Here is a 22,168-nt window from a genome sequence, read left to right on the forward strand (position 1 = left end):
CGGGAGTGTTCAGGCTGCGCACCCGCGCGCGACCAGCCGGTCCCCGGCCAGCACGAACCGCGCCTCTCCCGCCGCGGCCAATTGTTGTGTGCACCAGGCGTGACCCTGGGCCAGCGCGGCCGCCTCTGCCTGCCACCACGCGCCCGTGCCGCCGCGGGTATAGAATGGCCAGGCCGTGCCCAGATGGCGCCGCATCGCCGCGATCAGCATCAACCGGTAATGGCCTACCAGCGCGGCTCCATCGTGATCGGGATCGAGCGCGGGCCGATCCGCGCCAACCATCGCCGCCGCCACCGCCGCCGCCAGAATGCCGCCGCGCACCGCCGTCGCGGTGCCATCGCCGCAGATCGGATCAAGCGCCAGGCCTGCGCTACCCACCGTCAGATGCGCAGCCGTCGCACAGGGATCAGCCAGACGCGGCGCGGTTTCAAACCGGCCGGCAACCGCGCCGACCTCTGCCACCACATCAGCAATCACAGCGCTGTCACGCAACGCCTCCGCCGGGTCGGCCCCCACCGCCAGCAGCCACCCGGCATCGCCGCCGGTGGGGATCAGAAACAGCCAGCCCGCGCCCAGTGCCTCGACATAGGCAGCGCTGCGATCGGCATGGCGTTGCAACATTACCGGCGCGGCGGCCGCCTCACGCTGGCCAAACCGCAACAGGCGGGCATCTGGCCCCGGTGTTGCGGTCAGCGCGAATTGCGCGGGCATGGGCGAGCCAACGCCCTGCCCACCCACCAGCACGTCGCGCAAACGATCAGCCGCGACCACCACGGCGGAATGGGCAAAGCATTGCGCGGTATCACTGCCCCAGCGGACAATCCGCCGCGTGATCGGGTGTGCCATGGCCAGCATTTGCGCCATTTGTGCCTGCCCCGCAAACACATCCGTCAGCAGCGCTTGCGCCGCGTCGCCCAGCATCACCAGCGGTCCACGTGCCGATGCCGGAACCGCATCAGCACCGGCCTGAATGCCGATGCCGCGCTGGGTCAGGCAATGCATGGCGGTGGCCAGACCGATACCGTGGCCCGCCACCTGCACGTCGGGCATCACATTCAACACTTTAACAACGCTGGCACAGCGGGTTCACTTCAGCGCGACCATCCCGGCCATGGTCGCATCGGCACCCAGATCCCAGGTCTTTTCGTATTTCAGGCTGGCCGCATCATAGACTTCGATATCATAGCTGGCGCCATAGATGTACAGCTTCACCCCGTCCTGCGACATGCCCAGCGTGAACCGCGACCGGCAATGGAATTCCTGCTTGTCCGCCAGATTGAGCGTGGTCAGATCGAATTTCCAGAATTCGCAGCGTTTGTTGCCGGTGGTACCGGTGGTCGCCACGGTATAGGCGGTCTTGCCGTCGGGGGTGACCTCCAGCCCGGAAATCTGGTTGGTGATCGGCCCGATCGGGGTGAAGGTGAATTTGCGCGCAGTCAGGTCAAACCGGCCCAGGCCGAAAATCTTGTTGTGCACAAACGGGTCAGACGCGGTGAACAGCGACACCAGTTCGTTGGGCGTGGTCAATTGCAGGCCTTCGACCCCGCCGCCGAACGCAACGTTTTCATATCCCGTGGCATCGGCCTTTTGCACGTCGATGCGGTCCACCACCTTCAGGCTGGCGGTATCGACAATCAGCACTTTGTCCTTGAACAGGTACAGCGTCTTGCCATCGGGCGAAATCATCATCGGCGCGCGATAGCCGCCCGCCAGCGCGTCATCCTGCGGTTCCAGATCAGCGGTGCGCACGATCTTTTTCTGCACCAGGTCGATCACCGCAAACTGCTGTTTGGACACGACATAGCGATCCACCAGTTTGTCGGTGCGCAGGATCGTGGTATAAAAATAGCGCCCCGATGCATCGGGCACGCCGCCGTTGAAGCGATAGCGTTCGGTCGGGGTGTTCAGGCTGAACTGGGTCAGCACTTTGTGCGTATCGGCATCGAGCACGATCACGCCGCTGGTGGTGATGGTGGTGGCAAAGATCTTCTTGCGATCCTCGCTCAGCCGCAGCGACACCGGCAGCCCGGCATCGAGCTGGATGCGGTCCTTTACCGCGCCGGTCACGTCATCGATGGTGAACAGCTTGTCGGGATAGGTCCCCAGCATCAGCGTGCCGGCATGGGCCGGGCCAGCGATCAGGCCAAGCGTGCTACCCACCAGCGCGCAAGCGGCCAGCAGTGGTGTGAATGTGCGCACCTGAGTCAACATGGCAAGCCCCCGCCCAAAGGAAACAGTTTGTGCGGTAAAACCGCGCCCCAAATCAGGGAAACACCACGTCCAGGCTGCGCCAGTCCTTGGTCGCCGCCGCACAATTGCTGGCCCAGTCGGCCGAATAATTGACGTGGTCGGCCATCTGCACCGGCCAGAAACAGGTGACATAGCAGTCATAGATATCGCGTTCGGCGGGCTGGCACAGCCCGGCGGTGCCGCCGCTGGCGTCGACTTCCCAACCTGGCGAAAACGACAGCGAACAGCCCAGCGGCACATGCGGGCGCGGCGCCTGTTGCAGCGCCACGACATCCTCTTCGATGGCGGCAGCGTCAAAGGCGGCCAGATCGGCATCGATCCGGCGCGCCTTGGCGTTCAGTGGCTTCAAGTGCTTCATGACAAGCCCTTTCGGTCGGCAAAGCGTTCGAGGAATTCTGGATTGCGTACTGCCAATGTACCATAAATATCCAGCACGCGATCGGTCCATTGGCGGATCCAGTCGCAATAATGCAGGTTGGCGTGGCCGGTATCGCCATAGCGGACAAACGCCTCGTGATGACAGCCGCCGGCGCACAACGGCCGCGCCCAGCACGAAGTGCATTCGTACTTGGCACCAACGTGGCCGCGGGTCAGGAAATCGCTGCGCTTGGCCTGGTCGATGCCGCTGTCGATATGGCCCATCACGTGTTCATCAGCATCGGTAAAGCGGTGGCAGGGCGACAGGTCACCCGACGGGCTGACCCCCAGCAGGCCCAGCCCGGCGCCGCAGGGATGCGATTTGTTGGTGCCGACGACCAGTTCGCTCAAGGTTTCCGACACGTTGGAAAAGCCGTGCATCTGCCCGCGCAACGCAAATTGCAGCCATTCTTCGGACAGGGCATGGAAACCCGCCAGCACCGCGCTCATGCCATCGCCGTTCAGCCCGAAATCGTGCCCGTCATCGGTGGTGGTGACCGGCGCAAAGCCGATCTCGTGAAAGCCGATTTCGTGTTTCAGGTGGTGATAGATGCCGACCACATCGGTCACGCCCGCGCTAAGGGTGACGCGCGCCGCGATCGCGCGGGTCTTGTGCCGAGCAATCAGCGCCTTCAACCGGGGGGCGATCACGGCATAGCTGCCCTTGCCGCTTTTATACACGCGGCGGGCGTCCTGCATTTCTTCGGGCCCGTCGATCGACACGGTCACGCCAACGGCATTGTCGGCCAGAAAATCGATGATCGGGTCGGTCAGCAGTGTGGCATTGGTGGTCAGGCTGTAAGTCACCCGCTTGCCCAGCAGCGCGCCTTGCGCATCGGCATAGGCCACCGCGTCTTTCAGCAGGCGGAAATTCATCAGCGTTTCGCCGCCGAAAAACGTGATGTGCACCGCTTCGCGGCTGCCGGCCGACGAAAACAGGAAATCGACCGCCGCGCGCGCGGTTTCGGGGGTCATGTACTTGGTCTTGCCAGTCTGCGTCGAAATCTTGTCGGCGCCAAATTCATAGCAATAGGTACAGGCCAGATTGCACTGGTTCGTCACGTTGAGCACCAGCGCCTGCAGCGGGAAATCGGCCGGCGGGGTATCGACCACCGGCGCGCGCGCGACCACGTTTTCCGCCTCGATCACGCGCACCTGGCGCAATTCGCGCAACAGACCTTCAGCATCGGGGGTGCCCATGCCCTGGCCGACCAGCGCGGTGACCAGATCGTCATGCGCCACCGGACCGTCGTTCATCTGCGCGAGCACGCGGGTGATGGCGTCATCCAGCGCAAAGATCGCGCCAGCCTGCGGCATATAGACGAATTCGGCCCCGGCGGCGGCGAAGCGGTGCATTTCACCGGGGCGATAGCGGTGCGCCAGCAGCGTGGTCACTGTGCCACCCCCGGCTGGTCAAAGCGTTTGAACGAAGGAATGGTTACGACCAGATAGGCCTTGGCAGTCAGTGGCGCACCATTGGCGTCCTTCAATGCCCTGGCCTTGGCCACCACCCACACATCACCATAATTGTCGCGGTTGCCCGACCGTTGCGGGTTTGGCCCATCGGCATTGGGGGTGAACAGCCCCGCCGGGGTTATATTTCCCACGAATTTCAGGTCGTCATCGTACCAGGTCGACCGGAATTCCTCCAGGCTGAAATCGGCATCGACCACGCCGACCTTGACGTCGTCGGCGGTGTGCGGTTTGCCATCCGGCCCGTTGTCATAGCCCCAGGCTTCAAACTGGCCATAACCGGCGGGATGCGCCACCCCGCCCAGCCGGCCCAGCGCGCTGTCGGGTGCGACCGCGATATACGAAATGGTGTGCCACACCGGCAGCGCCGCCGACAGCACGGCCGAACCGACCGTGACATCGCGCAGGCCTGACGGCACATCGGCCGCAGCATCGACATTGACCACCAGTTCGCCTGGCGACGCCGAAGCAATCTTGCTGACCGTCAATCCGCGCCCCAGATCGATGTCATGCGGTGTCAGCCCGGCGGGAAAGGCATCGCCGAGGATGCGCAAGCTCTGCCCCTTTGCCCCGGCACGAATCCCGCCGGGGGAGATCGCCGCGATCACCGGCGCGCCATCGGCGCGGGTGAGCGTGACGTCATAGCCGAATTCCTGATATTCGCCCCAGAACCAGCGCCCGGCGGCGCTTTTGCGATCCGCGGCAAACTGCATCACTTCGCGCACCGGTTGTTCGGGCGCATCGGGCGCCAATTTTGCGGTGGTTGCGCCCTGCGCACGGCCGCGCCACGAATATCCGGCATAGACCGTGCCGCTGCCGCTGGTGGTGACCGGCGGCGCCTTGTCAGTCAGCGATTGCAGCGTGGTGCGGGTGGCAAAGCTGTCGGGCGTCGCGCCTGATGCGACCTCCATGATACCGAAATAGCTGCCCTTCCCCGCCAGCGTGGCACTGATCAGCCACTTGCCCGCCAGATGCGGCACTTGTGCGCGCTGGCTCCACGCCGCCCATTCCGGCGTGTGCAGCGGTGCAGTCTTGCGCAGATAGGCCAGCGCAACCTGGCCCGAAGTCAGCGGAATAGCACCCGGCTTGTTGACCACCGGGGTGGTGTGACCAAACACTTCACCCGGTTCATCGGTCGCCGGCCGGCGGTATTGCGAATCCGCCTGCGAATAGAGCGCGACGTGGAAATCCTGCAGCAATTTCCATTCCGTCGATGACCGCCGCCACGACAACGGCTGCGCAAAGGCATGGCACGCGGCGCAGGCGGTGCGGACCGATTCGCTGGGAATATTGGTTTCGTCCACCATCCGCTTTTCGACGTAATACGATACCGGCCGCGCTTCTTCTGGGGCCAGGCCATGGCTGTTGGCCAGATAGTGGACGATGTGGCGGGCTTCATCAGGGGTCACGCTGGCGCCGTTGAGCCGGACCATGCGCTTGATCGCTTGGTCCCATCCTTCGGGCGTGGTGCGCGACCACGAAATGCGCGACAGATTGCCCTTGGCGTCGGCAGTATGGCAACTGCCGCATTTTTCGCGGGTTAGCGCGTCGGTCACCGGGATGCCGTCTTCGGTTTCGGCCATGGCTGACGATGATGCGCCTGACGCTGATCCGCCAGCACTGGACATGCCCTGCCCCGCTACCGCGCTGGCGGTGGCCAGCGCCGCGGATGCCAGCAACAGCCGTGCGCCCCGTTTCGATGTTGTGCGTAACGCAGGCACCGTGGCAGTGCCGGGCGCCGGGGCGATGTCCTGTTCGGATGAAGGGCTAGCCATGCGTCAGTCGTCCCCCAGGCAACACGTACCAAACTGCAACAGATGTCGGCACGCAATGCAAAATGCTTACCCGCGCGGCCCGCAATACTGCAGCAGCGCTCCCGATTCGCGTAACCTGCCAGAAATAAAAACTGAACAGATGTCCAAGGTTGGTCAAACACTTTGTTGACGCCCATCGGGCAAATCCGCAAAAAGGGTGGCGCGCAGGTATTTCACCGCAGGGTGGTGCCGAAGCGGTGGGTGTTGCAGCAGCGCTTGGGAAGCCCGGCCAATGGCTTTTCGACCAAGAGTTTAGGACAGGTTTTGACGTCGCCGATGCTCGACCACCACACAGTGCAACCGGAACCGGTCGTGGCCGGACGCCCGGGCACGTATCTGCGTGGTACCGAAACCGTCGACGCCATCCTGAAAGCGGCGCTGCGCGTGCTGATCAACGAAGGTGCGGGTGCGTTCACCATCCGGCGGATCGCGGCCGAATGCGGGACGAAGGTCGGCAATGTCAGCTATCACTTTCCGCGCAAGGAACTGCTGATCCAGGTGCTGCTCGACGATCTGCTCGACCGGTATGACAAATTGCTGGAAGACCGGGTGCGCCAGCCCGATCTGACCGCAGAACAGCGGTTGCGGCTGATCATCGTCATCTGTCTTGAGGATATTGCCGGGTTGCGCACCACCCGCCTGTTCACCGAACTGTGGGCGCTGGCCAACCACAACCCGTTCATCGCCGACCGGGTGCATGTTTTTTACCAAAAGGTGCACGATTTCATTGGTGAATATGTCGCGGAGCTTAACCCTGCGCTGGGCCCGGACGACGTGCAGACGGTCGCACTGTACATCAGTGCGTCGATGGAGGGCACGACCCCGTTTGCCGGGTACCAGAAACCGTGGGCAGACCGCATGCCGGCCGTGACCCGCATCGCCGCAAACCATCTGGTCATGCTGGCCCGCACGGTGACCGCGCAGGATATTGCCGGCGGCATCGACAATGGCGCAGCGTGCGGTTGAAACGCGCCAACACCATTGGCGCGGGCGGGTGATGCGCGCCAACAAAGATGGCGCTGGCGCATGAATCGCGCTTGACTAAATTTGGACAGGCGTCAAATCTTGGATCACAGATAGGCAGGGCAAGGCCGGGTTGCACGAACAGGCGCAACCGGCCCGCGACAGGCAAAGCGGTGTTTGCGTGAAGGGTTGTCCCAGGCACGCACAGCAGGGTTTGCCGTCACATTGTCCGAAACACCGTGTCCAAAGGGGGCCAGCCACGATGAAGTCCGCCGCGCATTTCCAGTTCTCCGGAACCAGCCGTTCGCCTGTTGCAGGTCGTGTCCCGTTGCGCCCTGTCCGCGCCGCCGCCTGCGCCGCGGCGTTTGGCATTGCCGCGCTGCTGGCCGGCACGGCGCTGGCCAAGCCCGATTCGGTCGAATCCGAAGAATCGAGCGTCAACACCCTGCCCGCGCCCAAGCAGAGCTGGATTTTTGTGTCGCGCGGGTTCGTGATGCCCGCCACATCGATCTATGACAGCGCCAATGGCAAATACCTGGGCCAGATCGAAACCCCGGTGCTGGGTGACCTGGCCATCGATCCCGAAGGCAAGCATTATTATGTGGCCGAAACGGCATGGACCCGCCGTCTGCACGGCACACGCCAGGATTTCATTTCGGTCTATGACGCCAGCACGCTGAAGCTGGAGGGCGACATCGATCTGCCCGGGCGCATGCTGGTCGGCGGTCGCGAACACAATTTCGTGCTGAGCGAAGATGGCAAGACCGCCTATGTCTATAACTTCAGCCCGATTTCGTCGGTCAACGTGGTCGATCTGACCAAGCGCAAGTTCGTCAAAAGCTTTGAACTGCCGGGTTGTGCCGACCTGATCACCAACCCCGGCGTCGGGCTGGCGGCGCTGTGTTCGGATGGGTCGATGGCGTCGATCAACCTGACCGGTGGCAAAGTCGATATCACCCGCACCGAACCGTTCTTCAGCGCGACCGGCGATCCGATCTACGACAACGTTCAGGTCGATCAGGCCAAGAACGAAGTCGTGATGTTGAGCTACACCGGCCTGATCTATACCGCCAAGCTGGGCGCCAAGCCGACCGTGGGCACGCCGTTCTCGATTCAAGAGGCTGCCGGCCTGCGCAAGGGTGAAACCAAGCCACTGGATGTGAACTGGTATCCTGGTGCGCGCGATCAGGGGATTGCGCTGCATCGTGCATCGGGCCATGCCTATGTGCTGATGCACAAGGGTGAATACTGGACGCAAAAGGCCGGTGGCGAAGAGCTGTGGGATGTCGATCTGGCCGCGCACAAAGTGGTCAAGCGGCTGGTGATCGAAGGCCGCCCCACCGTGGTCAATGTCACGCAAGGGCCATCGCCAAAGCTGGTGCTGGTTTCAGAAGGTGGCAATGATGGTGAAGGCGCAGGCTTTGCCGGCACCGTTACGATCCTTGATGCCGTGACCGGCGAAGTGAAACAAACCCTGAAAGACGCCGGTTCGGGTCTGGTGCAGACCATTCAATAACCGGCAATTCCGCCGTCTTTGTTACATCCAGCACACCGCATTCAGCATTCAGCATTCACCATTCAGGGCAGCATTCGCATCATGAGCACGATCCTCGTCGAAACCGGTCTGATTGGTGCCATCGGCACCGGGATCGTGTTTGTCGAGGCGGGCCTGGCCAAGCTGCGCCATCGCGAACTGGTGCCCGGGGTGGTGGCCAATTACCGGATACTGCCGGATGGGCTGGTCAACCCGGTAGCAGCCGCGCTGCCGCTGGCCGAACTGGGGCTGGGGCTGGCGCTGTTTGTCAGCGTGGTGACGGGCGGCGGCCTGCGCATCGCGGCACTGCCTGCGGCGGCCCTGTTCGTGGTGTTTGCCGCCGCCATGGCGATCAACATCGTGCGCGGGCGGCGGATGATCGATTGCGGTTGCGGCCGATCGCAACTGCGCCAGCCGCTCAGCTGGGGGCTGGTGGTGCGCAATCTGGTGCTGGCCGCGCTGGTGGCGATCCACGCCATCGGCGTGGCGCCAGGGGAAACCGTTGCTTTGGCCGATATCGCGCTGGCGCTGGTGGCGGGCACCGCGATGTTCCTGATAACTGTGTTGTTCAATGCCCTTGCCGCACTGGCAGCCTCGCCGCTGGCGAGCGGACGGAGATAGATTAAGGCCATGCTGACTGCGCTTGTACTTTCCGCGGTGTTTGGCTGGGTGGTGATCCTGGCGCTGGTGATCGCAGTCCTGGCGCTCGCGCGGCAGGTTGGCGTGTTGCACATGCGGGTGGCGCCGGCCGGCGCGCTGACCACCGCCGGCGGGCCTTCGGTCGGCGCGAAATCGGGGGCGATCCCGGCGACGACCATCGATGGCGCCAATGTCACCGTTGGCGGCGCGGCACCGGGTTCGTCGTTGCGGCTGCTGATGTTTGTATCGGCATCGTGCCCACTGTGCAAAAACCTGATCCCGATGGCCAAAAGCTTTGCCCGCGATGAACGCGTGCAGCTGATTTTCGTGGGCGATGACACCCCGCAGATTCAGCGCGAAATGATCGAAAAGCAGGGGTTGGGCGGGTACCAGTTCATCAACGGACCCGATGTCGGGCAGGCCTTTGCGGTGGGCAAACTGCCCTATGCCGTGCTGCTGGATGCCGATGGCGTGGTCCTGTCAAAGGGGCTGGTCAACAGCCGCGAACACCTGGAAAGCCTGATCATCGCGCATGAAATGGGTGTGAATTCGGTGCAGGATTACATCGACGGCCTGAAAGCGGTGCCGGCGTGATGCGAAACCTGTGCGACGCTACTATGGTTTGATGATACCTGTTTGGACATATTTCAATCTGGACCAATTCGTGGTGACCGGCAGGGGTACCAACCCTGCGCAAACCCGATGCGGCCCTGCCTGACCAACCGCCCAACCGACCGGACAACGGGGGAAACTATGACAATTTTCAATGCAGACAGCTTTGGCGAAAAGGTGCTGCGGCGCTTTGCCGGTGGCACTTCGCGGCGCGGCATGCTGGCCCGCATCGGCGTGGCGCTGGTCGCGGCACCGGTGTTCCCGTTGCTGCCGGTCAGCCGCGCCGAAGCAGCCAAGCCCGACCGTTCGCCCGAGGCCAAGACGGTGTTTGCCCGCAACGCACAGACCACCGACGATACCAAGTGCACATACTGGCGCTATTGCGCGATTGACGGCGCATTGTGCACCTGTTCGGGCGGCGGCATCCACACTTGCCCGCCGGGCGCGGAACCTTCGCCGGTGTCGTGGGTGGGTACCTGCATCAACCCCGACGATGGCAAGGCCTATCTGATCGCCTATCGCGATTGCTGCGGCAAATCGTTCTCGGCCAAGTGCAACTGCGACGGCACCGATCGCGAAACGCAGACCTACGTGCAACAGCTCAACAACGACATTATCTGGTGTTTCGGCGTCAAGAACATGGAATACCATTGTTCGACAGCGGTGCTGGTGGGCGCTGCCTGATTGCGATGCGTGGCAGTGGCGTCCCTGTAACCCTGGCGCGGGCGCGATCGGCGCGGATGATCGCGCTGGGTGTGGGTGTGGTCGCGCTTGCGGCTGGCCTCACCCTGCCGGGGTTCGGTCCCGCCACGGCCGGCACCGGAATGGCGGAACCCGCGCCTACCACGATCGATCCACACAGCGTGATGACCGATCCGGCGCAGGCGCGGCTGGACTACATCGAAAATTGCGGCGGGTGCCACGGTGTCAATGGCGATACCGTGCCCGCACATCTGCCCGAACTGGAAGGCCGGGTTGGCTGGTTCATGTGCACTCCGCAGGCGCGCGCCTATCTGCTGCGGCTGCCCAATGTTGCGCACAGCCGGATCAGGGACAATGGCGAACTGGCCGACCTGATGAACTATGTGGTGTTCGTGCTGGGCGAAGGTTCGGTGCCGAAGGGTACTGCCCCCTTTACCGCCGATGAAGTGGCGCGCGAACGCCTGCACGCGCTGACCAACACCAACCTGACCGCAGAACGGCTGCGGCTGGCCAACCAGCTGATCACCCAGTGTCATGCGCCGGCGTCGATCAAACTGCTCTATCCCGGCGACGCCCGCCCCGGCATTCCCGATCAAGGCAGCAGCCAGTGATTGCCGCGCGCCCGATCGACGCCCTGCGGCTGATCGAGCGTGGAGAGCGCGAAGGCGTGCCGGGCGTGCTGGTCACGCTGACCGGGATTGAGGGCAGTTCGTCACGCGCAATCGGCACGCAAATGGCGGTGCTGGCCGATGGGCGGCAGGTGGGATCGTTTTCGGGCGGTTGTGTCGAACGCGCGATCGCGGCCGAGGCGCTGGATGTGCTGGCCCAGGGGCAACCGCGCATGGTGCGTTATGGCGTGGGATCACCCTATTTCGATGTGCGCCTGCCCTGCGGCGGCGGGATCGATCTGCTGTTCACCCCCCGCCCCGATGCCGCGCTGGTGGCCGAAGTAATTACACGGGTGGATCAGCGTGTGGCGGCGCAATTGCAGCTGGGCGATCATGAGCAGACCTATCTGCCCGGATTGCGGATGGTCGCGCTGGGCCATGGCGAAGACCTGCTGGCACTGGTGCGGCTGGCGCGCGCCTATGGCATCGAGGTAATCGCACATGCTCCGCGCGTCGGCGATGGCGCTTCGCGCAGCGGCGATGGCGCTCCGCGCAGCGGCGATGGCGCCACCACGAGCGACCTGTCCGATGAGGGCATCCGGCCGCTGCTGAGCCCCAGGCAACTGCCGATGCTGGCCACCGACGCGTGGACAGCGATCGTGTTCGTGTTCCACGATCGCGATTGGGAAGAATTTCTGCTGCCCCAGGCGCTGGCGCTGCCGGCGTTCTATCACGGCGCGGTCGGCAGTCGCCGCACGCACCAGACGCGGATCGACCGCTTGCACGACGCGCGGGTGCCGTCGTGGCAGATCGATCGCCTGCGCGGTTCGATCGGGCTGATCCCTGGCACGCGCAACCCGGCCACGCTGGCGTTGTCGATCCTGGCCGAAGTGGTGCAGGACTATGATGCCTGTGCCGCCACCATGGCCTGGCAACCCGGCGTGACCACTTCTGCGTGACCACTTCTGCCTGATCCCTCCGGCGTGATCCCCGCCCAAATTGCGCTGGTACTGCTGGCGGCCGGGCGCGGCACGCGGTTTGGCGGGGCAAAACTGGCGGCCATGCTGGCAGGCAAGCCGGTTGCGCGCCACGCTGCCGACATGCTGCTGGCACACCCGTTCTGCGCCCATTTTGCCGTCGTCAGCGCGGATACGCCCGCCCTGCCCGGCTATGTCCCGATCCTGCTCGACCCGCCAGGCGCGCCCCAGGGACGGTCGGTTGCGCTGGGGGTGGCGGCCGCGCGTGCCGCCGGCGCCGCCGCGGTGATGATCGCGCTGGCCGACATGCCGCTGGTCCCGCCGGACCATATTGCCGCGATGATGGCGGCATTCAATGGTGACCGCCTGTCCAGCCTTGGGCCGGATACCCCGTTGCCGCCGGTGCTGTTTGGTGCGCAGCATTTTGATGCGCTGTGTGCGTTGACCGGTGACCGGGGCGCGGGCGCACTGCTGCGCGGTGCGCCGACTCTGCCGCTTTCGACTTCAGCCGCACTGGATATCGACCGCGCCGAAGACCTGGCCCGCGCCACCGCGCTGTTGCAGCCATGAACCGTGGCGGATATCAGCCCAACCAGCGTTGCAGCACAGGCCGCCGCCGCAAAAACCAGCGATAGCCGCGTTCGAGTAACCAGCCGCACAGTGGCCAGCGCGCAGCCAGGCCCAGCGGTCGCAACACGGGAATCGCCCGCCACATCGCCGCAAACGCCGCCGCGCCCGACAGCATCATATCACCCTCACGCGCATGAAACCGCGCCAGCAGATCGGCACGGTCAAGCGGGCAAGTCACCGCCGGATCGGCCACATCGACGAAGCCGATCCGCCCCGCGCGGTCCAGCCGCCGCATCAGCGCGATTTCACGGCTGCACAATGGGCAGCCGCCATCATACCAGACGGTGACTTGTGGCAAGGTTTGGGGCGTGTTCACCATGCGACCATGCCGCACCGTCCCGGCCCGCACCACCTGCCAATCAAGGCAGTGGTGCGATCATGCCGGCGTGTTCGTGGGCCAGGATGCGCGCAGCATCATCCACGGTCTGCGCTTCGTCGGGGTCGGGCCGCTCGCACAGCATTTCGATCACCGCATAGCCGAATTCCACCATCAGCCGCACACGCCGGCGCGCCGCATCACCATCGATGTGCGGCCATTGTTCTGCCACCCACGCGGACAGCATGTCGGTCACCGCCGCGTGGCTGGCGTGCCGCACCTCGGCCAGCACCGGCGTGGCGTGCAGCGCGCGCATGATCCATGCGCCCGCAATTTCGCGGCGGGTCGCCGCCAATTGCCCGTTCAGCATCGCGCGATAGCTGCCCGGCAGATCGTCGGGATCAAATTCCAGCGTCACCCACTGGTCAAGCGCGGCATTCTGGCTGGCCATCAGGCGTTCGCCCAGCGCCTTCAGCACCGCATATTTGTTGGGGAAATAGCGATAGATTGCCGGCGGGGTCAGGCCGGCGGCAGCGCAGATGCGGTTGGTCGACAGCCGTTCAAAGCCCAGCTCTTCCAGCAGCAGTGCGGCGGTATCGAGCAATTGCGCAACCGTCGATGCGCCGCGCAGCTGCACCGGCCGGGCGCGCGGATCGGTGGCGGGAACAGGAATATTCATAGCAACAATGTTAGCCGGCTTGACTCCGAAATGGAACCCCATAAAGATAGTGATAGCTACTGTATGAGGCAAACATGCGATTATTTGACGCCATGGCAATCACCGCGCTGTGCGCCGTGCTGGCGGGCTGCAGCCCACCGGCCGCGGTGGCCACGCCGCCCACTGCGGCAGAAATCGCCTATGCCGAAACCGCTGCTCCGGCCGATCCCGCGCTGGCCGCACGCTATGCCCGGTCGTGCAAATTGTGCCACGCGGTCGCTGGCGCGGGTGCGCCGCTGGTCGGCAGCGTCGCGGCGTGGCAGCCACGTATGACGGCGCGCGGCATCGATGGCTTGCTGGCATCGGTGCATGGCGGGCGCGGCGCGATGCCCGCGCGCGGGCAATGCGCCGATTGCAGCGATGCCGATTACCGTGCGCTGATTGCATTCATGGCGGGGGCAAAGCCATGACCGGAATATCACGCCGCACGATGTTGCTGGGCGGGGCCGGCGCGGCCGCGCTCCTTGTCCCCGGCGTGCCCTATGCGCTGTGGCGCGGGCGCAATTTCACCCGGCCCGATTTCAATGCGGCGCCGCTGGCCCCCGGCGAATGGGCCAACTGGTCGGGCGCGCACCGCATCACGCCCAAATCACTGGCGGTCGCGCAGTCAGAGGCCGACATTGTGCGCGTGGTGAAAACCAGCCCGCCCCCGATCCGCGCGGTCGGCAGCGGGCACAGCTTTACGCCATTGGTGCCCACCCCCGGCACCATCCTGGATATCGGCCCGGTATCGGGCCTGATCGCGCACGACACCGCCGCCAAAACCGCCACGCTGCACGCCGGTACCATCCTGCAGGTGGCCGCGCGCGCGCTGGATGAGGTGGGCCTGGCGCTGCCCAACTTGTCGGACATCGATGTGCAGACGCTGGCCGGGCTGTTTGCCACCGGCACGCATGGCACCGGGCGCAACCTGACCGCGCTGCACGATGCCATTGTCGGTTTCCGGCTGGTGCCCGCATCGGGCGAACCGATCGACGTGACCGCCGCCAGCGATCCCGACCTGTTCGCCGCGGGCAAAGTGGCGATGGGCACACTGGGGATCATGTCGCAATTCACGCTGCGGCTGGTGGACCGGTTTGCGCTGCACCGGCGGGTGTTCGTGACCCCGATGGAGGAGATGTTCGACCAGATCGAGCCGCTGTCGCATCAGCACCGCAATTTCGAAATCCTGTACTTGTCGGGCACCGGCAAGGCGGTCGGCATCACGCATGACCTGTGGACCGGCCCGATCGGCGGCCGCCCGCCCAGCACCGACGAGGAAACGTTGAAGGGCATGCGCGATCTGCGCGACCAGTTCGGCTGGTTCCCGTGGCTGCGGCGCAAAATGAGCGACAATCTGATCACGTCGGGCGTGCACGAAGACACCACCGACCGATCGTGGAAATTGCTCAGCACCAGCCGCAACACGCGCTTCAACGAAATGGAATACCATGTTCCAGAGGCTAACGGGCTGGCCGCGCTGCGCGAGATTATCGCCACGATGGACCAGCGGCCCGATGCATTCTTTCCCATCGAAATGCGCCTGACCCATGCCGATGACGCCTGGCTGAGCCCGTTTAACGGCGGCACGCGCATGTCGATCGCCATCCACGCCCCGGCGGAGGAAAGTTTCCGGATGTTTTTCGACGTGTTTCAGCCGATTTTCCGCAAATATGGCGGACGGCCGCACTGGGGCAAACTGCACAATCTGACCGCCGCCGATCTGCGCGCGCTCTATCCGCGCTTCGATGATTTCTGCGCCGTGCGGCAGCGGATGGACCCGGCGGGCCTGTTCCTCAACCCGTTCACCGCGCGGATTTTCAAAGGTACGCCCCATGGCTGAATTCAACCGCCGCACCATGCTGATCGGCGGCGCGGCGGCGACCGGCGTGGCCGCCTGGGCGGCGCGGCCGCGCGATCACAGCGGCACACGCGGGCACTATTTCACGCAAGTGCAAGCGGCGCTGGTGGCCGCGGGGATAGCCACGCCGACGCTGGTGATCGACCGCCAGCGGCTGGATGCCAACATCGCTACGCTGAAATCGGCGCTGCCACCGGGCATGGCCTATCGCATTGTGGCCAAATCGCTGCCCAGCCCCGATCTGATCGCGCATGTGCGCCAACGCGCCAGCACCGACCGGCTGATGACATTCAACCTGCCGACGCTGATCGCGCTGAACCGCACAATGCCCGATGCCGGGCAATTGCTGGGCAAACCACTGCCGGTGGCGGCCTTTGCGCAGGCGTTGACTGCGCTGCCCGCGCCGGACAAGGTCACCTGGCTGATCGACAGCAACGCCCGGCTGGCGCAATATGCCGCCACCGGCGCGCCGATCAATCTTGCGCTGGAACTCGATGTCGGATTGCATCGCGGCGGGTTTGTCGCGGGCGATGACTTTGCCGCCGCGCTGCACACCATCCGCGACAATCCGGCGCTGCACCTGGCCGGGCTGATGGGCTATGAACCGCATGTTGCCGCACTGCCCACCGCGCTGGGCGTGCGTAATGGCGCGCTGCATGCCGCCTGGGACGCGTATGCCCGCGCGGTGGAACAGGTGCGTGCAGTGCTGGGCGCCGGTGTGGCCGCCGCCATGCTGCGCAATGCGGCCGGCAGCCCAACCTATCGCCTGTACCGCGACACGCAGGTCGCCAACGAGGTTTCGGCCGGATCGTGCCTGGTCAAACCCACCCATTTCGACACCGACGTGCTGGCCCCGCATGTGCCAGCCGCATTCATCGCCACCCCGGTGATCAAGGCGATGGACGGCACGCGGCTGCCCGGGCTGGAAACCGTGGGCCGGGTGCAGGCATGGTGGGACCCCAATCTGGCGCGCACAGTGTTCATCTATGGCGGCAACTGGCTGGCCGATCCGGTTGATCCGCCGGGCCTGCAAACCAACGCGCTGTTCGGCCTGTCATCCAATCAGCAGATGATGAACGGTGGCGCGCAGACGCAGCTGTCGCCCGACCAGTTCGTGTTTTTTCGCCCGCACCAGAGCGAGGCGGTGTTCATGCAATTCGGCGATATCGCGGTCTATGACGGCCACGCGATTGTCGCACACTGGCCGGTGTTTCCCGCATCAGCCTAATCGAGCTTGCGCATTTCGGTGTTTTTCCAAGGGTGGTTGGCGACGGAATTGGCAGCAGCCTCGGTGATGCTGTAAAAAAACGCGTTGAAATCGGCCGCTGCCTGCCAGTCGATCGGGGTCGTCAGGTCATCGGCGGGGTGGTGATAACGGCGCTCGTACCAGTCGTAATAGCGCATCAGCGACGGCTGGTCATACGTCGCCAGCACAAAGCTGAGGCCCGGAATACCTGCCCGCATGAACGGCCAGTTGTCCGACCGGCGCAGCAGGTTGCGCTCCGGTTCCGGGTCTTCCTGAACGGCGAAGCCGCTGGCGGTGGCGATCTGGCGCACCGGGTCGGCCAGATTGCTGTCGCTCAGTCCATGCACGGTCATCAGCTTCAGCGGATAGAGCGGCCTGATCTGATCGAGATTGATCATCGCCTCGACCGACGCCAGCGGCAGCGTGGGATGCTCGACAAACCAGGTTGATCCCAGCAACCCCTTTTCCTCGCCCGTGAACACCGCAAACAGCACCGGCCGCGCAAAGCCGTGGCCGGCCCGCGCCGCCGCCAGCCGTTCCAGTAGCGCGACATAGGCCGCATCATCCAGCGCGCCATTGTACAGCCCGTCGCCATTCACCGGCTCACCATGGCCATAGCCATCGAGATGCGCGCCCACGACGATAATCTCTGCCGCCAGCGCCGGATCGGTGCCCGGCAACAGGCCCAGCACATTGGCCGAATGCGTAACGGTATGCGTGATTGTCAGATCGGCCACGACCGGCCCCAGATCGGCATGCGGCAGATCACCACCGGCGGCACCGGTGGCCAGCACCTGTGCCGCATCCGGCAGCAGCCGGGGCAGCGCATCGGGATTGATGATGCCCGACAGGAACGGCGTGGTGGCCGGTGTTGCGGTTCCCGCGATCGTCACGCTGCGCGAATAGGCAAAGGGCCAACGGATCGGTTCACTGGCCAGACCCGGCGCCGCGATGGTGAGCATGCCCAGCGCGCCCGCGCTGCGCAGCGCCTTTGCCCGGTCAAAACTGGCCAGCCGTTTGGGCGCGGGGCGGCCGTAACAGACCACCAGTTTGCCCGCGACATCGGCAATATCGTCGGCCGCACAATATCCGCGAAACGTTGCCGCTGCCGACAAGTGCGGCGGGGTATCGGCGCCCGGCGACAGCAGGATGTCACGGTTGAACGCCAGCGTGGTGGTGCCAAAGGCGAAATGCGACTGCGCCTCATCCAGCCGCAGATCGTCAAGCGCAATGTCCTGAAACCAGCCGCCAGCGGTGCCCGCCGGTTTCAGCCCGGCCTGCGCAAAGCGGCGCGCGACCAGCGCGGCGGCGCGGTCATAGCCGGGTGACCCGGTGTCACGCCCGTCCATGTCATCGCCCGACAGTTCGCTCGTCAAGGCCCACCAGGCGCGGGTATCAGCGTCGACCGGGCCTGGCGTCTGCGCCAGTGCCGCCGTGCCGGACAGCATGGCGGCGGCGGTGAGTGCAAATGTCGCTATGATGCGCATCGGTAATCCCCCAAGTGTATTCGCGCGATGATCGCGGTCCGGTTCAGACCGTCAGCACGATTTTGCCGACGTGGCGTTTGGTCAGGAAATCGGCCTGTGCCAGGGCGATGTCGCGCAAGGGATAGGTTGCCGCCAGCAAGGGCCGGATGCGGCCAGATTCAATATGGCCCACCAGTTCGGCAAACACGCCCTGCCCCAGCACGGTGCAGCCGAACAGGCTGAGGTCTTTCAGGTACAGCGTGCGCAGATCGAGCGGCACGATCGGCCCGGCGATCGCCCCCGCCACCGCATAGGCGCCGCCGGGGCGCAGCACCCGCAACAGCGCGCCAAACTGTGGCCCGCCGGCGACATCGATCACCACATCGCAGCTGTCCGCGCCAAACGTGGCGACCAGATCATCATCGCGCCCGGCCACCCGTGTCGCACCCAGCGCCATGACCGCGTCTGCCTTGTCCGCCCCGGCCAGCGCCCATACCTCTGCCCCGCGTGCGCGCGCCAGTTGCACCGCCGCCGACCCAACCCCGCCCGATGCGCCGGTCACCACGACGCGTGCGCCCGCCGCCTGCCCCGCACGGTTCAGCATGTTGAGCGCGGCGCTATAGGCGCAGGGAAACGACGCCAGTTCGGCATCGGTCAGCGTGCAATCCACGCCGTGCGCCTGGGTCGAGGGCACCAGCGCAAATTGCGCAAACGCGCCATCGCATTCCGACCCGAAATAGCGCACCGTGCCATCAGCCGCGGGGAACACCGGTTCCACCAGCACGCGGCTGCCCACGCGATCCACGGCCACATCGGCACCCACCGCGACGATCCGCCCCGCCGCATCCGCGCCCTGGATGCGCGGAAAGGTGAACGGCGCGCCGCTCCAACCGTCGGACTGCGCGTCGTCAACGCCGGCGTCGGCGCCGGTGGCGGTATCGGCCTCCACCGCTTTGGAATACCAGCCGATGCGGGTGTTGATATCGGTGTTGTTGACCCCCGCCGCGCCGACCTGCACCAGCACTTCACCTGCGCGCGGCACTGGCACCGGCAGGTCTTCGCGCCAGACCAGCCGGTCGTACCCGCCAAACCCGGTCAGTACTACGCCATGCATCAGGGCGGGCACGGTCACTGGCCGCGCGCCTGTGCCGCCACCACCAGCGGCACAGGGTCGGCCGCCAGTTTGGCAAACAGCGCACGCACATCGGCGGCAGTGACCGCACGCAGCCCGTCGCCGGTTTCCACCACCGACTGCCGCACGCGCGGATCGCGCAACACCATCGGCAACCACGTCGCCCAGAAGCCGTTGCCCTGCATATCCTTTGCGCGGGCCTCGATCAGCGGGCGGCGCGCGCGGTCCAGTTCATCATCCGACACCGGTTTGGCCGCCAGATCACTGAACTCGGTCGTCAGCAGCGCGCGGAACGTGGCGAAATTGGCGGCCGGCGTTTCCAGCACCGCGCCAAGATAGCCCACCCCCGGCAATTGCACCGATGCCGCGCTGTCAACCATCGGGCTGTAGGTCAGTCCCAGCTTTTCGCGCACGGTATCGATCAGCCGGCCCTGCAGCACGGCCGCCGCCACCCGCGTGACATAGCTGGCGCGCGGATCGGTGAAATAATCGGGCAGGCGCCAGTATGCGCCGAAATAGGCCTGATCGGCGCGGCCATTGTGCGTGACCACGTGCGGGTCTGGCGATGGCGCCGGCGCGGCGATCTGCGGCACGACCGCCGCCATCGGCGCCAGCACCGGCCCGGCCGCGAATGTCCCCTGCATCGCCGCGATTGCCGCATCGACGGTCACATCGCCCACCACCACCACATCCGCCGGCCCGGCCAGTGCGGATTTGATCAGCGCGGGCACGTCATCAGCGCGGGTGGCGGCGATATCGGCGCCCGATGGCACATCGACATAGCGCATGTCGCCGCCGGTCTGCAGGCTGTGCAGCGCACGGCCAAACACCGCGCCGGCATTGGCATCGACCTGCCCGCTGATCATCGGCGCCAGCGCAGCCAGTTTTTCGCCCAGTTCGGGGCGGAAGCCGGGGTCGCGCGCCTCGGCTGCCAGAACTTGCATTTCGGCCACGAAATCAGCAGGTCGCGTCTGGCCGCCCAATGTGAAAAACCGCGTATCGGCCTTGAATTCGACCGCCAGCGTGCGCCCGCCGCTTTGCGCCCAACGTTCGATATCGCCCGCCGCCAGCCTGGCCGTGCCGCCCAGCGGTGCCAGCGATGTCGCCCACAGCGCATGCACCCGTGCCGCATCGGCCCCGGCGCGGCCATTGCCGAGCAGAACCTTGACCGTCACATGGTCCTTTTCAAACCTGGTCGGCTTTACCAACAGCCGCGCGCCATTGGCAAAGCGCACCGTGGTGGTGCCCAGCGCCACATCATCGCTGCGCGCCACCACCACGCCGGGGGTGCCGAACGTGGTATAGGGCCAAACCACCGCGGCCGCCTGCGCGCGCGTGGCCAGCGCGGCGTTCTGATCTGCGATCAGTGCCGCCGCCAGCGCCGGGGCGCCCACCGGGCCGGATTGCGCGGCGCGGAACAGCACCGGCCCCGATCCGGCAAAAATGCGCTGCAGCGCCGCGGCGATATCCGCCGGGGTCAGCGCCGCCAGCACCGGCCGTGCCAGCGCCAGATCCTGCGCCGGGCTGGTATAGAGCTGATCATCGTTGACCGTGCCGATCAGCGCATCGGCAATATCGCCATGCTTGCGCGTGGTGGCATTGGCGGCGGCGGCCTCCAGCATGGTCACAGTCTGCGTGACCGCGCGTTTCAGGTCTTCAGGCCCTGATCCTGCGCGCAGCAGCTGGCGCTGTTCGGTGATCACCGCCGCCAGCGCGGCCTGCCATTGGCCGGGCGCGTCGGAAATCTGCACAAACGCCAACGATGCCGCGCCATAGAGCGAAGGCATCGTCTGGCCCTGGCCGGCCACAAACGGGCTGCCAGGCTGCGCCGCGCGATCGGCCAGGCGGTTGTTGAAAATGGTCATCGCCACCAGCTCGGCCAGCTTTTCGCGGTCATAGCGTTCGGTTTCGGCGCGCGGGTCGGCGGCGCGCGGCCACGACAGGCTGAGCGTGTCGGGCGCGCCGGCGGCGATGAATTCGGTCGCCGCCTGCGCCGGTGTGGGCGTGCCCAGATCGACATGATCGGCCGGCGCTGCCGGTTTCCAGTCGGCAAAGCGGGCTTTGATCTCCGCCTCTACCTTCGCCACGTCGATATTGCCGACGACCACGATGGTCGCATTGTCGGGGCGATAGTTGGCGGCGTAAAACCGGCGCAACCGTTCCGACGTCGCGGCCTTGATCGTTTCGACCAGCCCGATCGGCCAGCGTTGCGGTACCCGCGTGCCCGCCAGCGCGTTGGTCAGGCTGGCCTTGAACGCCCGAAACGGGGGGGTATCGCGCAGCCGTTCTTCGGACAGGATCACGCCGCGTTCGGCCTCGGTCGCGGCCGCCGACAGCGTCAGCCGTTCGCCGATTTCGCGAAACAGCGTCAGCCCGGTCTCCAGCGCGCTCGCGTCCGCCTTGGGAAAGGTGAACATGTACACCGTCTGGTCCTGCGCGGTGAAGGCGTTGGTATCGGGGCCAAACCGCAGGCCCTGCCGCGCCAGCATCCGCACGACATCGCCATCGGCAATTTTCGCACTGCCACGAAACGCCATGTGTTCCAGATAATGCGCCAGGCCCTGTTCGTCGTCGCGTTCCTGCAGCGATCCCGATCCGATGCGCAGCCGCATCGCCACGCCATCAGCGGGCGTATCGTTGTGGGTGATGGCATAGCGCAGACCATTGGGCAGCGTGCCGAACCGCACCGCCGGGTCGGCAGCGCGGTGCACATGGTCCTGCACCCACTGCCCCGGCTGTTTGACCGGTTCGCTGTCCGCGTATGCCGGGCTCGCGAAAATCAACGCAGCGGCAAGCGCAAGCAGGCTGGCGGAACGACGCGCAATCATGGT

The 22,168-nt window shown here is 65.3% G+C and carries 21 protein-coding genes; 11 read left to right on the forward strand and 10 right to left on the reverse strand.

The window, feature by feature from the left end; all coding sequences use genetic code 11:
- Nucleotides 1–9: 9 nt before the first annotated feature.
- From ABWP89_RS05790 to peaA, 5 genes are read right to left on the reverse strand one after another with little or no spacing between them, the layout of a single operon-like run.
- Nucleotides 10–1,050, reverse strand: a complete 1,041-nt coding sequence (locus ABWP89_RS05790; protein ID WP_353227870.1) for a hypothetical protein — start codon at nucleotides 1,048–1,050, stop codon at nucleotides 10–12.
- 36 nt (nucleotides 1,051–1,086) lie between these two features.
- The gene (locus ABWP89_RS05795) at nucleotides 1,087–2,211 is read right to left on the reverse strand and encodes a YncE family protein (RefSeq protein ID WP_353227871.1); all 1,125 of its coding nucleotides are present in this window, start codon (nucleotides 2,209–2,211) and stop codon (nucleotides 1,087–1,089) included.
- A gap of 52 nt (nucleotides 2,212–2,263) precedes the next feature.
- On the reverse strand, nucleotides 2,264–2,608 hold the full coding sequence (qhpC, locus tag ABWP89_RS05800; RefSeq protein ID WP_353227872.1) for a quinohemoprotein amine dehydrogenase subunit gamma: 345 nt from the start codon (nucleotides 2,606–2,608) through the stop codon (nucleotides 2,264–2,266).
- Nucleotides 2,605–4,062 (reverse strand): quinohemoprotein amine dehydrogenase maturation protein, encoded by a 1,458-nt coding sequence (peaB, locus tag ABWP89_RS05805; protein WP_353227873.1) that lies wholly within the window; start codon nucleotides 4,060–4,062, stop codon nucleotides 2,605–2,607. Before peaB ends, qhpC begins: the two co-directional genes overlap by 4 nt.
- On the reverse strand, nucleotides 4,059–5,915 hold the full coding sequence (gene peaA / locus ABWP89_RS05810; RefSeq protein WP_353227874.1) for a quinohemoprotein amine dehydrogenase subunit alpha: 1,857 nt from the start codon (nucleotides 5,913–5,915) through the stop codon (nucleotides 4,059–4,061). The genes peaB and peaA overlap by 4 nt, the downstream gene beginning before the upstream one ends.
- 351 nt (nucleotides 5,916–6,266) lie before the next feature.
- Between peaA and ABWP89_RS05815 the strand changes: the two genes are divergently transcribed.
- The 8 genes from ABWP89_RS05815 to ABWP89_RS05850 all read left to right on the forward strand — a co-directional run bounded on the left by ABWP89_RS05815 (nucleotide 6,267) and on the right by ABWP89_RS05850 (nucleotide 12,559).
- A complete protein-coding gene (locus ABWP89_RS05815; RefSeq protein WP_353227875.1) occupies nucleotides 6,267–6,920 on the forward strand; it encodes a TetR/AcrR family transcriptional regulator in 654 nt (217 codons plus the stop codon).
- Between the two features lie 325 nt (nucleotides 6,921–7,245).
- Nucleotides 7,246–8,433: an amine dehydrogenase large subunit gene (locus ABWP89_RS05820; protein WP_353227876.1), complete on the forward strand. Its 1,188-nt coding sequence runs from the start codon at nucleotides 7,246–7,248 to the stop codon at nucleotides 8,431–8,433.
- An 81-nt stretch (nucleotides 8,434–8,514) separates the two neighbouring features.
- Nucleotides 8,515–9,072 (forward strand): MauE/DoxX family redox-associated membrane protein, encoded by a 558-nt coding sequence (locus tag ABWP89_RS05825; protein ID WP_353227877.1) that lies wholly within the window; start codon nucleotides 8,515–8,517, stop codon nucleotides 9,070–9,072.
- A 9-nt stretch (nucleotides 9,073–9,081) separates the two neighbouring features.
- Nucleotides 9,082–9,684, forward strand: a complete 603-nt coding sequence (locus ABWP89_RS05830) for a thioredoxin domain-containing protein (protein ID WP_353227878.1) — start codon at nucleotides 9,082–9,084, stop codon at nucleotides 9,682–9,684.
- Between the two features lie 159 nt (nucleotides 9,685–9,843).
- Complete coding sequence (locus ABWP89_RS05835) at nucleotides 9,844–10,386, forward strand: methylamine dehydrogenase light chain (RefSeq protein WP_353227879.1); 543 nt, start codon at nucleotides 9,844–9,846, stop codon at nucleotides 10,384–10,386.
- A gap of 56 nt (nucleotides 10,387–10,442) precedes the next feature.
- Nucleotides 10,443–11,015, forward strand: coding sequence for a cytochrome C (locus tag ABWP89_RS05840; RefSeq protein WP_353227880.1), 573 nt, complete (start codon nucleotides 10,443–10,445; stop codon nucleotides 11,013–11,015).
- The gene (locus tag ABWP89_RS05845) at nucleotides 11,012–11,971 is read left to right on the forward strand and encodes an XdhC family protein (protein WP_353227882.1); all 960 of its coding nucleotides are present in this window, start codon (nucleotides 11,012–11,014) and stop codon (nucleotides 11,969–11,971) included. Before ABWP89_RS05840 ends, ABWP89_RS05845 begins: the two co-directional genes overlap by 4 nt.
- A gap of 24 nt (nucleotides 11,972–11,995) precedes the next feature.
- On the forward strand, nucleotides 11,996–12,559 hold the full coding sequence (locus tag ABWP89_RS05850; protein WP_353227883.1) for an NTP transferase domain-containing protein: 564 nt from the start codon (nucleotides 11,996–11,998) through the stop codon (nucleotides 12,557–12,559).
- Nucleotides 12,560–12,572: 13 nt separating this feature from the next.
- Here the strand turns inward: ABWP89_RS05850 and ABWP89_RS05855 are convergent, their stop codons facing one another.
- Nucleotides 12,573–12,935: a thiol-disulfide oxidoreductase DCC family protein gene (locus ABWP89_RS05855; protein WP_502915242.1), complete on the reverse strand. Its 363-nt coding sequence runs from the start codon at nucleotides 12,933–12,935 to the stop codon at nucleotides 12,573–12,575.
- Between the two features lie 43 nt (nucleotides 12,936–12,978).
- Nucleotides 12,979–13,614, reverse strand: a complete 636-nt coding sequence (locus ABWP89_RS05860; RefSeq protein ID WP_353227885.1) for a TetR/AcrR family transcriptional regulator — start codon at nucleotides 13,612–13,614, stop codon at nucleotides 12,979–12,981.
- 74 nt (nucleotides 13,615–13,688) lie between these two features.
- Between ABWP89_RS05860 and ABWP89_RS05865 the strand changes: the two genes are divergently transcribed.
- The 3 genes from ABWP89_RS05865 to ABWP89_RS05875 are packed head-to-tail and all read left to right on the forward strand — an operon-like array spanning nucleotide 13,689 to nucleotide 16,721.
- On the forward strand, nucleotides 13,689–14,063 hold the full coding sequence (locus ABWP89_RS05865) for a c-type cytochrome (RefSeq protein ID WP_353227886.1): 375 nt from the start codon (nucleotides 13,689–13,691) through the stop codon (nucleotides 14,061–14,063).
- On the forward strand, nucleotides 14,060–15,475 hold the full coding sequence (locus tag ABWP89_RS05870) for a D-arabinono-1,4-lactone oxidase (protein ID WP_353227888.1): 1,416 nt from the start codon (nucleotides 14,060–14,062) through the stop codon (nucleotides 15,473–15,475). Before ABWP89_RS05865 ends, ABWP89_RS05870 begins: the two co-directional genes overlap by 4 nt.
- Complete coding sequence (locus ABWP89_RS05875; RefSeq protein ID WP_353227889.1) at nucleotides 15,468–16,721, forward strand: alanine racemase; 1,254 nt, start codon at nucleotides 15,468–15,470, stop codon at nucleotides 16,719–16,721. Before ABWP89_RS05870 ends, ABWP89_RS05875 begins: the two co-directional genes overlap by 8 nt.
- Here ABWP89_RS05875 and ABWP89_RS05880 read toward each other — a convergent pair.
- Genes ABWP89_RS05880 through ABWP89_RS05890 form a run of 3 tightly spaced genes read right to left on the reverse strand, consistent with a single transcriptional unit; the run spans nucleotide 16,718 to nucleotide 22,165 of the window.
- On the reverse strand, nucleotides 16,718–18,226 hold the full coding sequence (locus ABWP89_RS05880) for a M28 family peptidase (protein WP_353227890.1): 1,509 nt from the start codon (nucleotides 18,224–18,226) through the stop codon (nucleotides 16,718–16,720). The two genes, ABWP89_RS05875 and ABWP89_RS05880, sit on opposite strands and share 4 nt — an antisense overlap.
- Nucleotides 18,227–18,269: 43 nt before the next feature.
- Nucleotides 18,270–19,337: an alcohol dehydrogenase family protein gene (locus tag ABWP89_RS05885; RefSeq protein ID WP_353227892.1), complete on the reverse strand. Its 1,068-nt coding sequence runs from the start codon at nucleotides 19,335–19,337 to the stop codon at nucleotides 18,270–18,272.
- A complete protein-coding gene (locus ABWP89_RS05890) occupies nucleotides 19,334–22,165 on the reverse strand; it encodes a M16 family metallopeptidase (protein WP_353227893.1) in 2,832 nt (943 codons plus the stop codon). The genes ABWP89_RS05885 and ABWP89_RS05890 overlap by 4 nt, the downstream gene beginning before the upstream one ends.
- Nucleotides 22,166–22,168: the final 3 nt, after the last annotated feature.

Source organism: Novosphingobium sp. (assembly GCF_040398825.1).
Taxonomy (GTDB): Bacteria; Pseudomonadota; Alphaproteobacteria; order Sphingomonadales; family Sphingomonadaceae; genus Novosphingobium.

Bases quoted from the DNA above. Each gene is read 5' to 3' on its own strand.
- ABWP89_RS05790 (WP_353227870.1), bottom strand. From the start codon at position 1,050: ATGCCCGACGTGCAGGTGGCGGGCCACGGTATCGGTCTGGCCACCGCC.
- ABWP89_RS05795 (WP_353227871.1), bottom strand. From the start codon at position 2,211: ATGTTGACTCAGGTGCGCACATTCACACCACTGCTGGCCGCTTGCGCG.
- qhpC (WP_353227872.1), bottom strand. From the start codon at position 2,608: ATGAAGCACTTGAAGCCACTGAACGCCAAGGCGCGCCGGATCGATGCC.
- peaA (WP_353227874.1), bottom strand. From the start codon at position 5,915: ATGGCTAGCCCTTCATCCGAACAGGACATCGCCCCGGCGCCCGGCACT.
- ABWP89_RS05825 (WP_353227877.1), top strand. From the start codon at position 8,515: ATGAGCACGATCCTCGTCGAAACCGGTCTGATTGGTGCCATCGGCACC.
- ABWP89_RS05830 (WP_353227878.1), top strand. From the start codon at position 9,082: ATGCTGACTGCGCTTGTACTTTCCGCGGTGTTTGGCTGGGTGGTGATC.
- ABWP89_RS05835 (WP_353227879.1), top strand. From the start codon at position 9,844: ATGACAATTTTCAATGCAGACAGCTTTGGCGAAAAGGTGCTGCGGCGC.
- ABWP89_RS05840 (WP_353227880.1), top strand. From the start codon at position 10,443: ATGATCGCGCTGGGTGTGGGTGTGGTCGCGCTTGCGGCTGGCCTCACC.
- ABWP89_RS05860 (WP_353227885.1), bottom strand. From the start codon at position 13,614: ATGAATATTCCTGTTCCCGCCACCGATCCGCGCGCCCGGCCGGTGCAG.
- ABWP89_RS05865 (WP_353227886.1), top strand. From the start codon at position 13,689: ATGCGATTATTTGACGCCATGGCAATCACCGCGCTGTGCGCCGTGCTG.
- ABWP89_RS05870 (WP_353227888.1), top strand. From the start codon at position 14,060: ATGACCGGAATATCACGCCGCACGATGTTGCTGGGCGGGGCCGGCGCG.
- ABWP89_RS05875 (WP_353227889.1), top strand. From the start codon at position 15,468: ATGGCTGAATTCAACCGCCGCACCATGCTGATCGGCGGCGCGGCGGCG.
- ABWP89_RS05880 (WP_353227890.1), bottom strand. From the start codon at position 18,226: ATGCGCATCATAGCGACATTTGCACTCACCGCCGCCGCCATGCTGTCC.
- ABWP89_RS05890 (WP_353227893.1), bottom strand. From the start codon at position 22,165: ATGATTGCGCGTCGTTCCGCCAGCCTGCTTGCGCTTGCCGCTGCGTTG.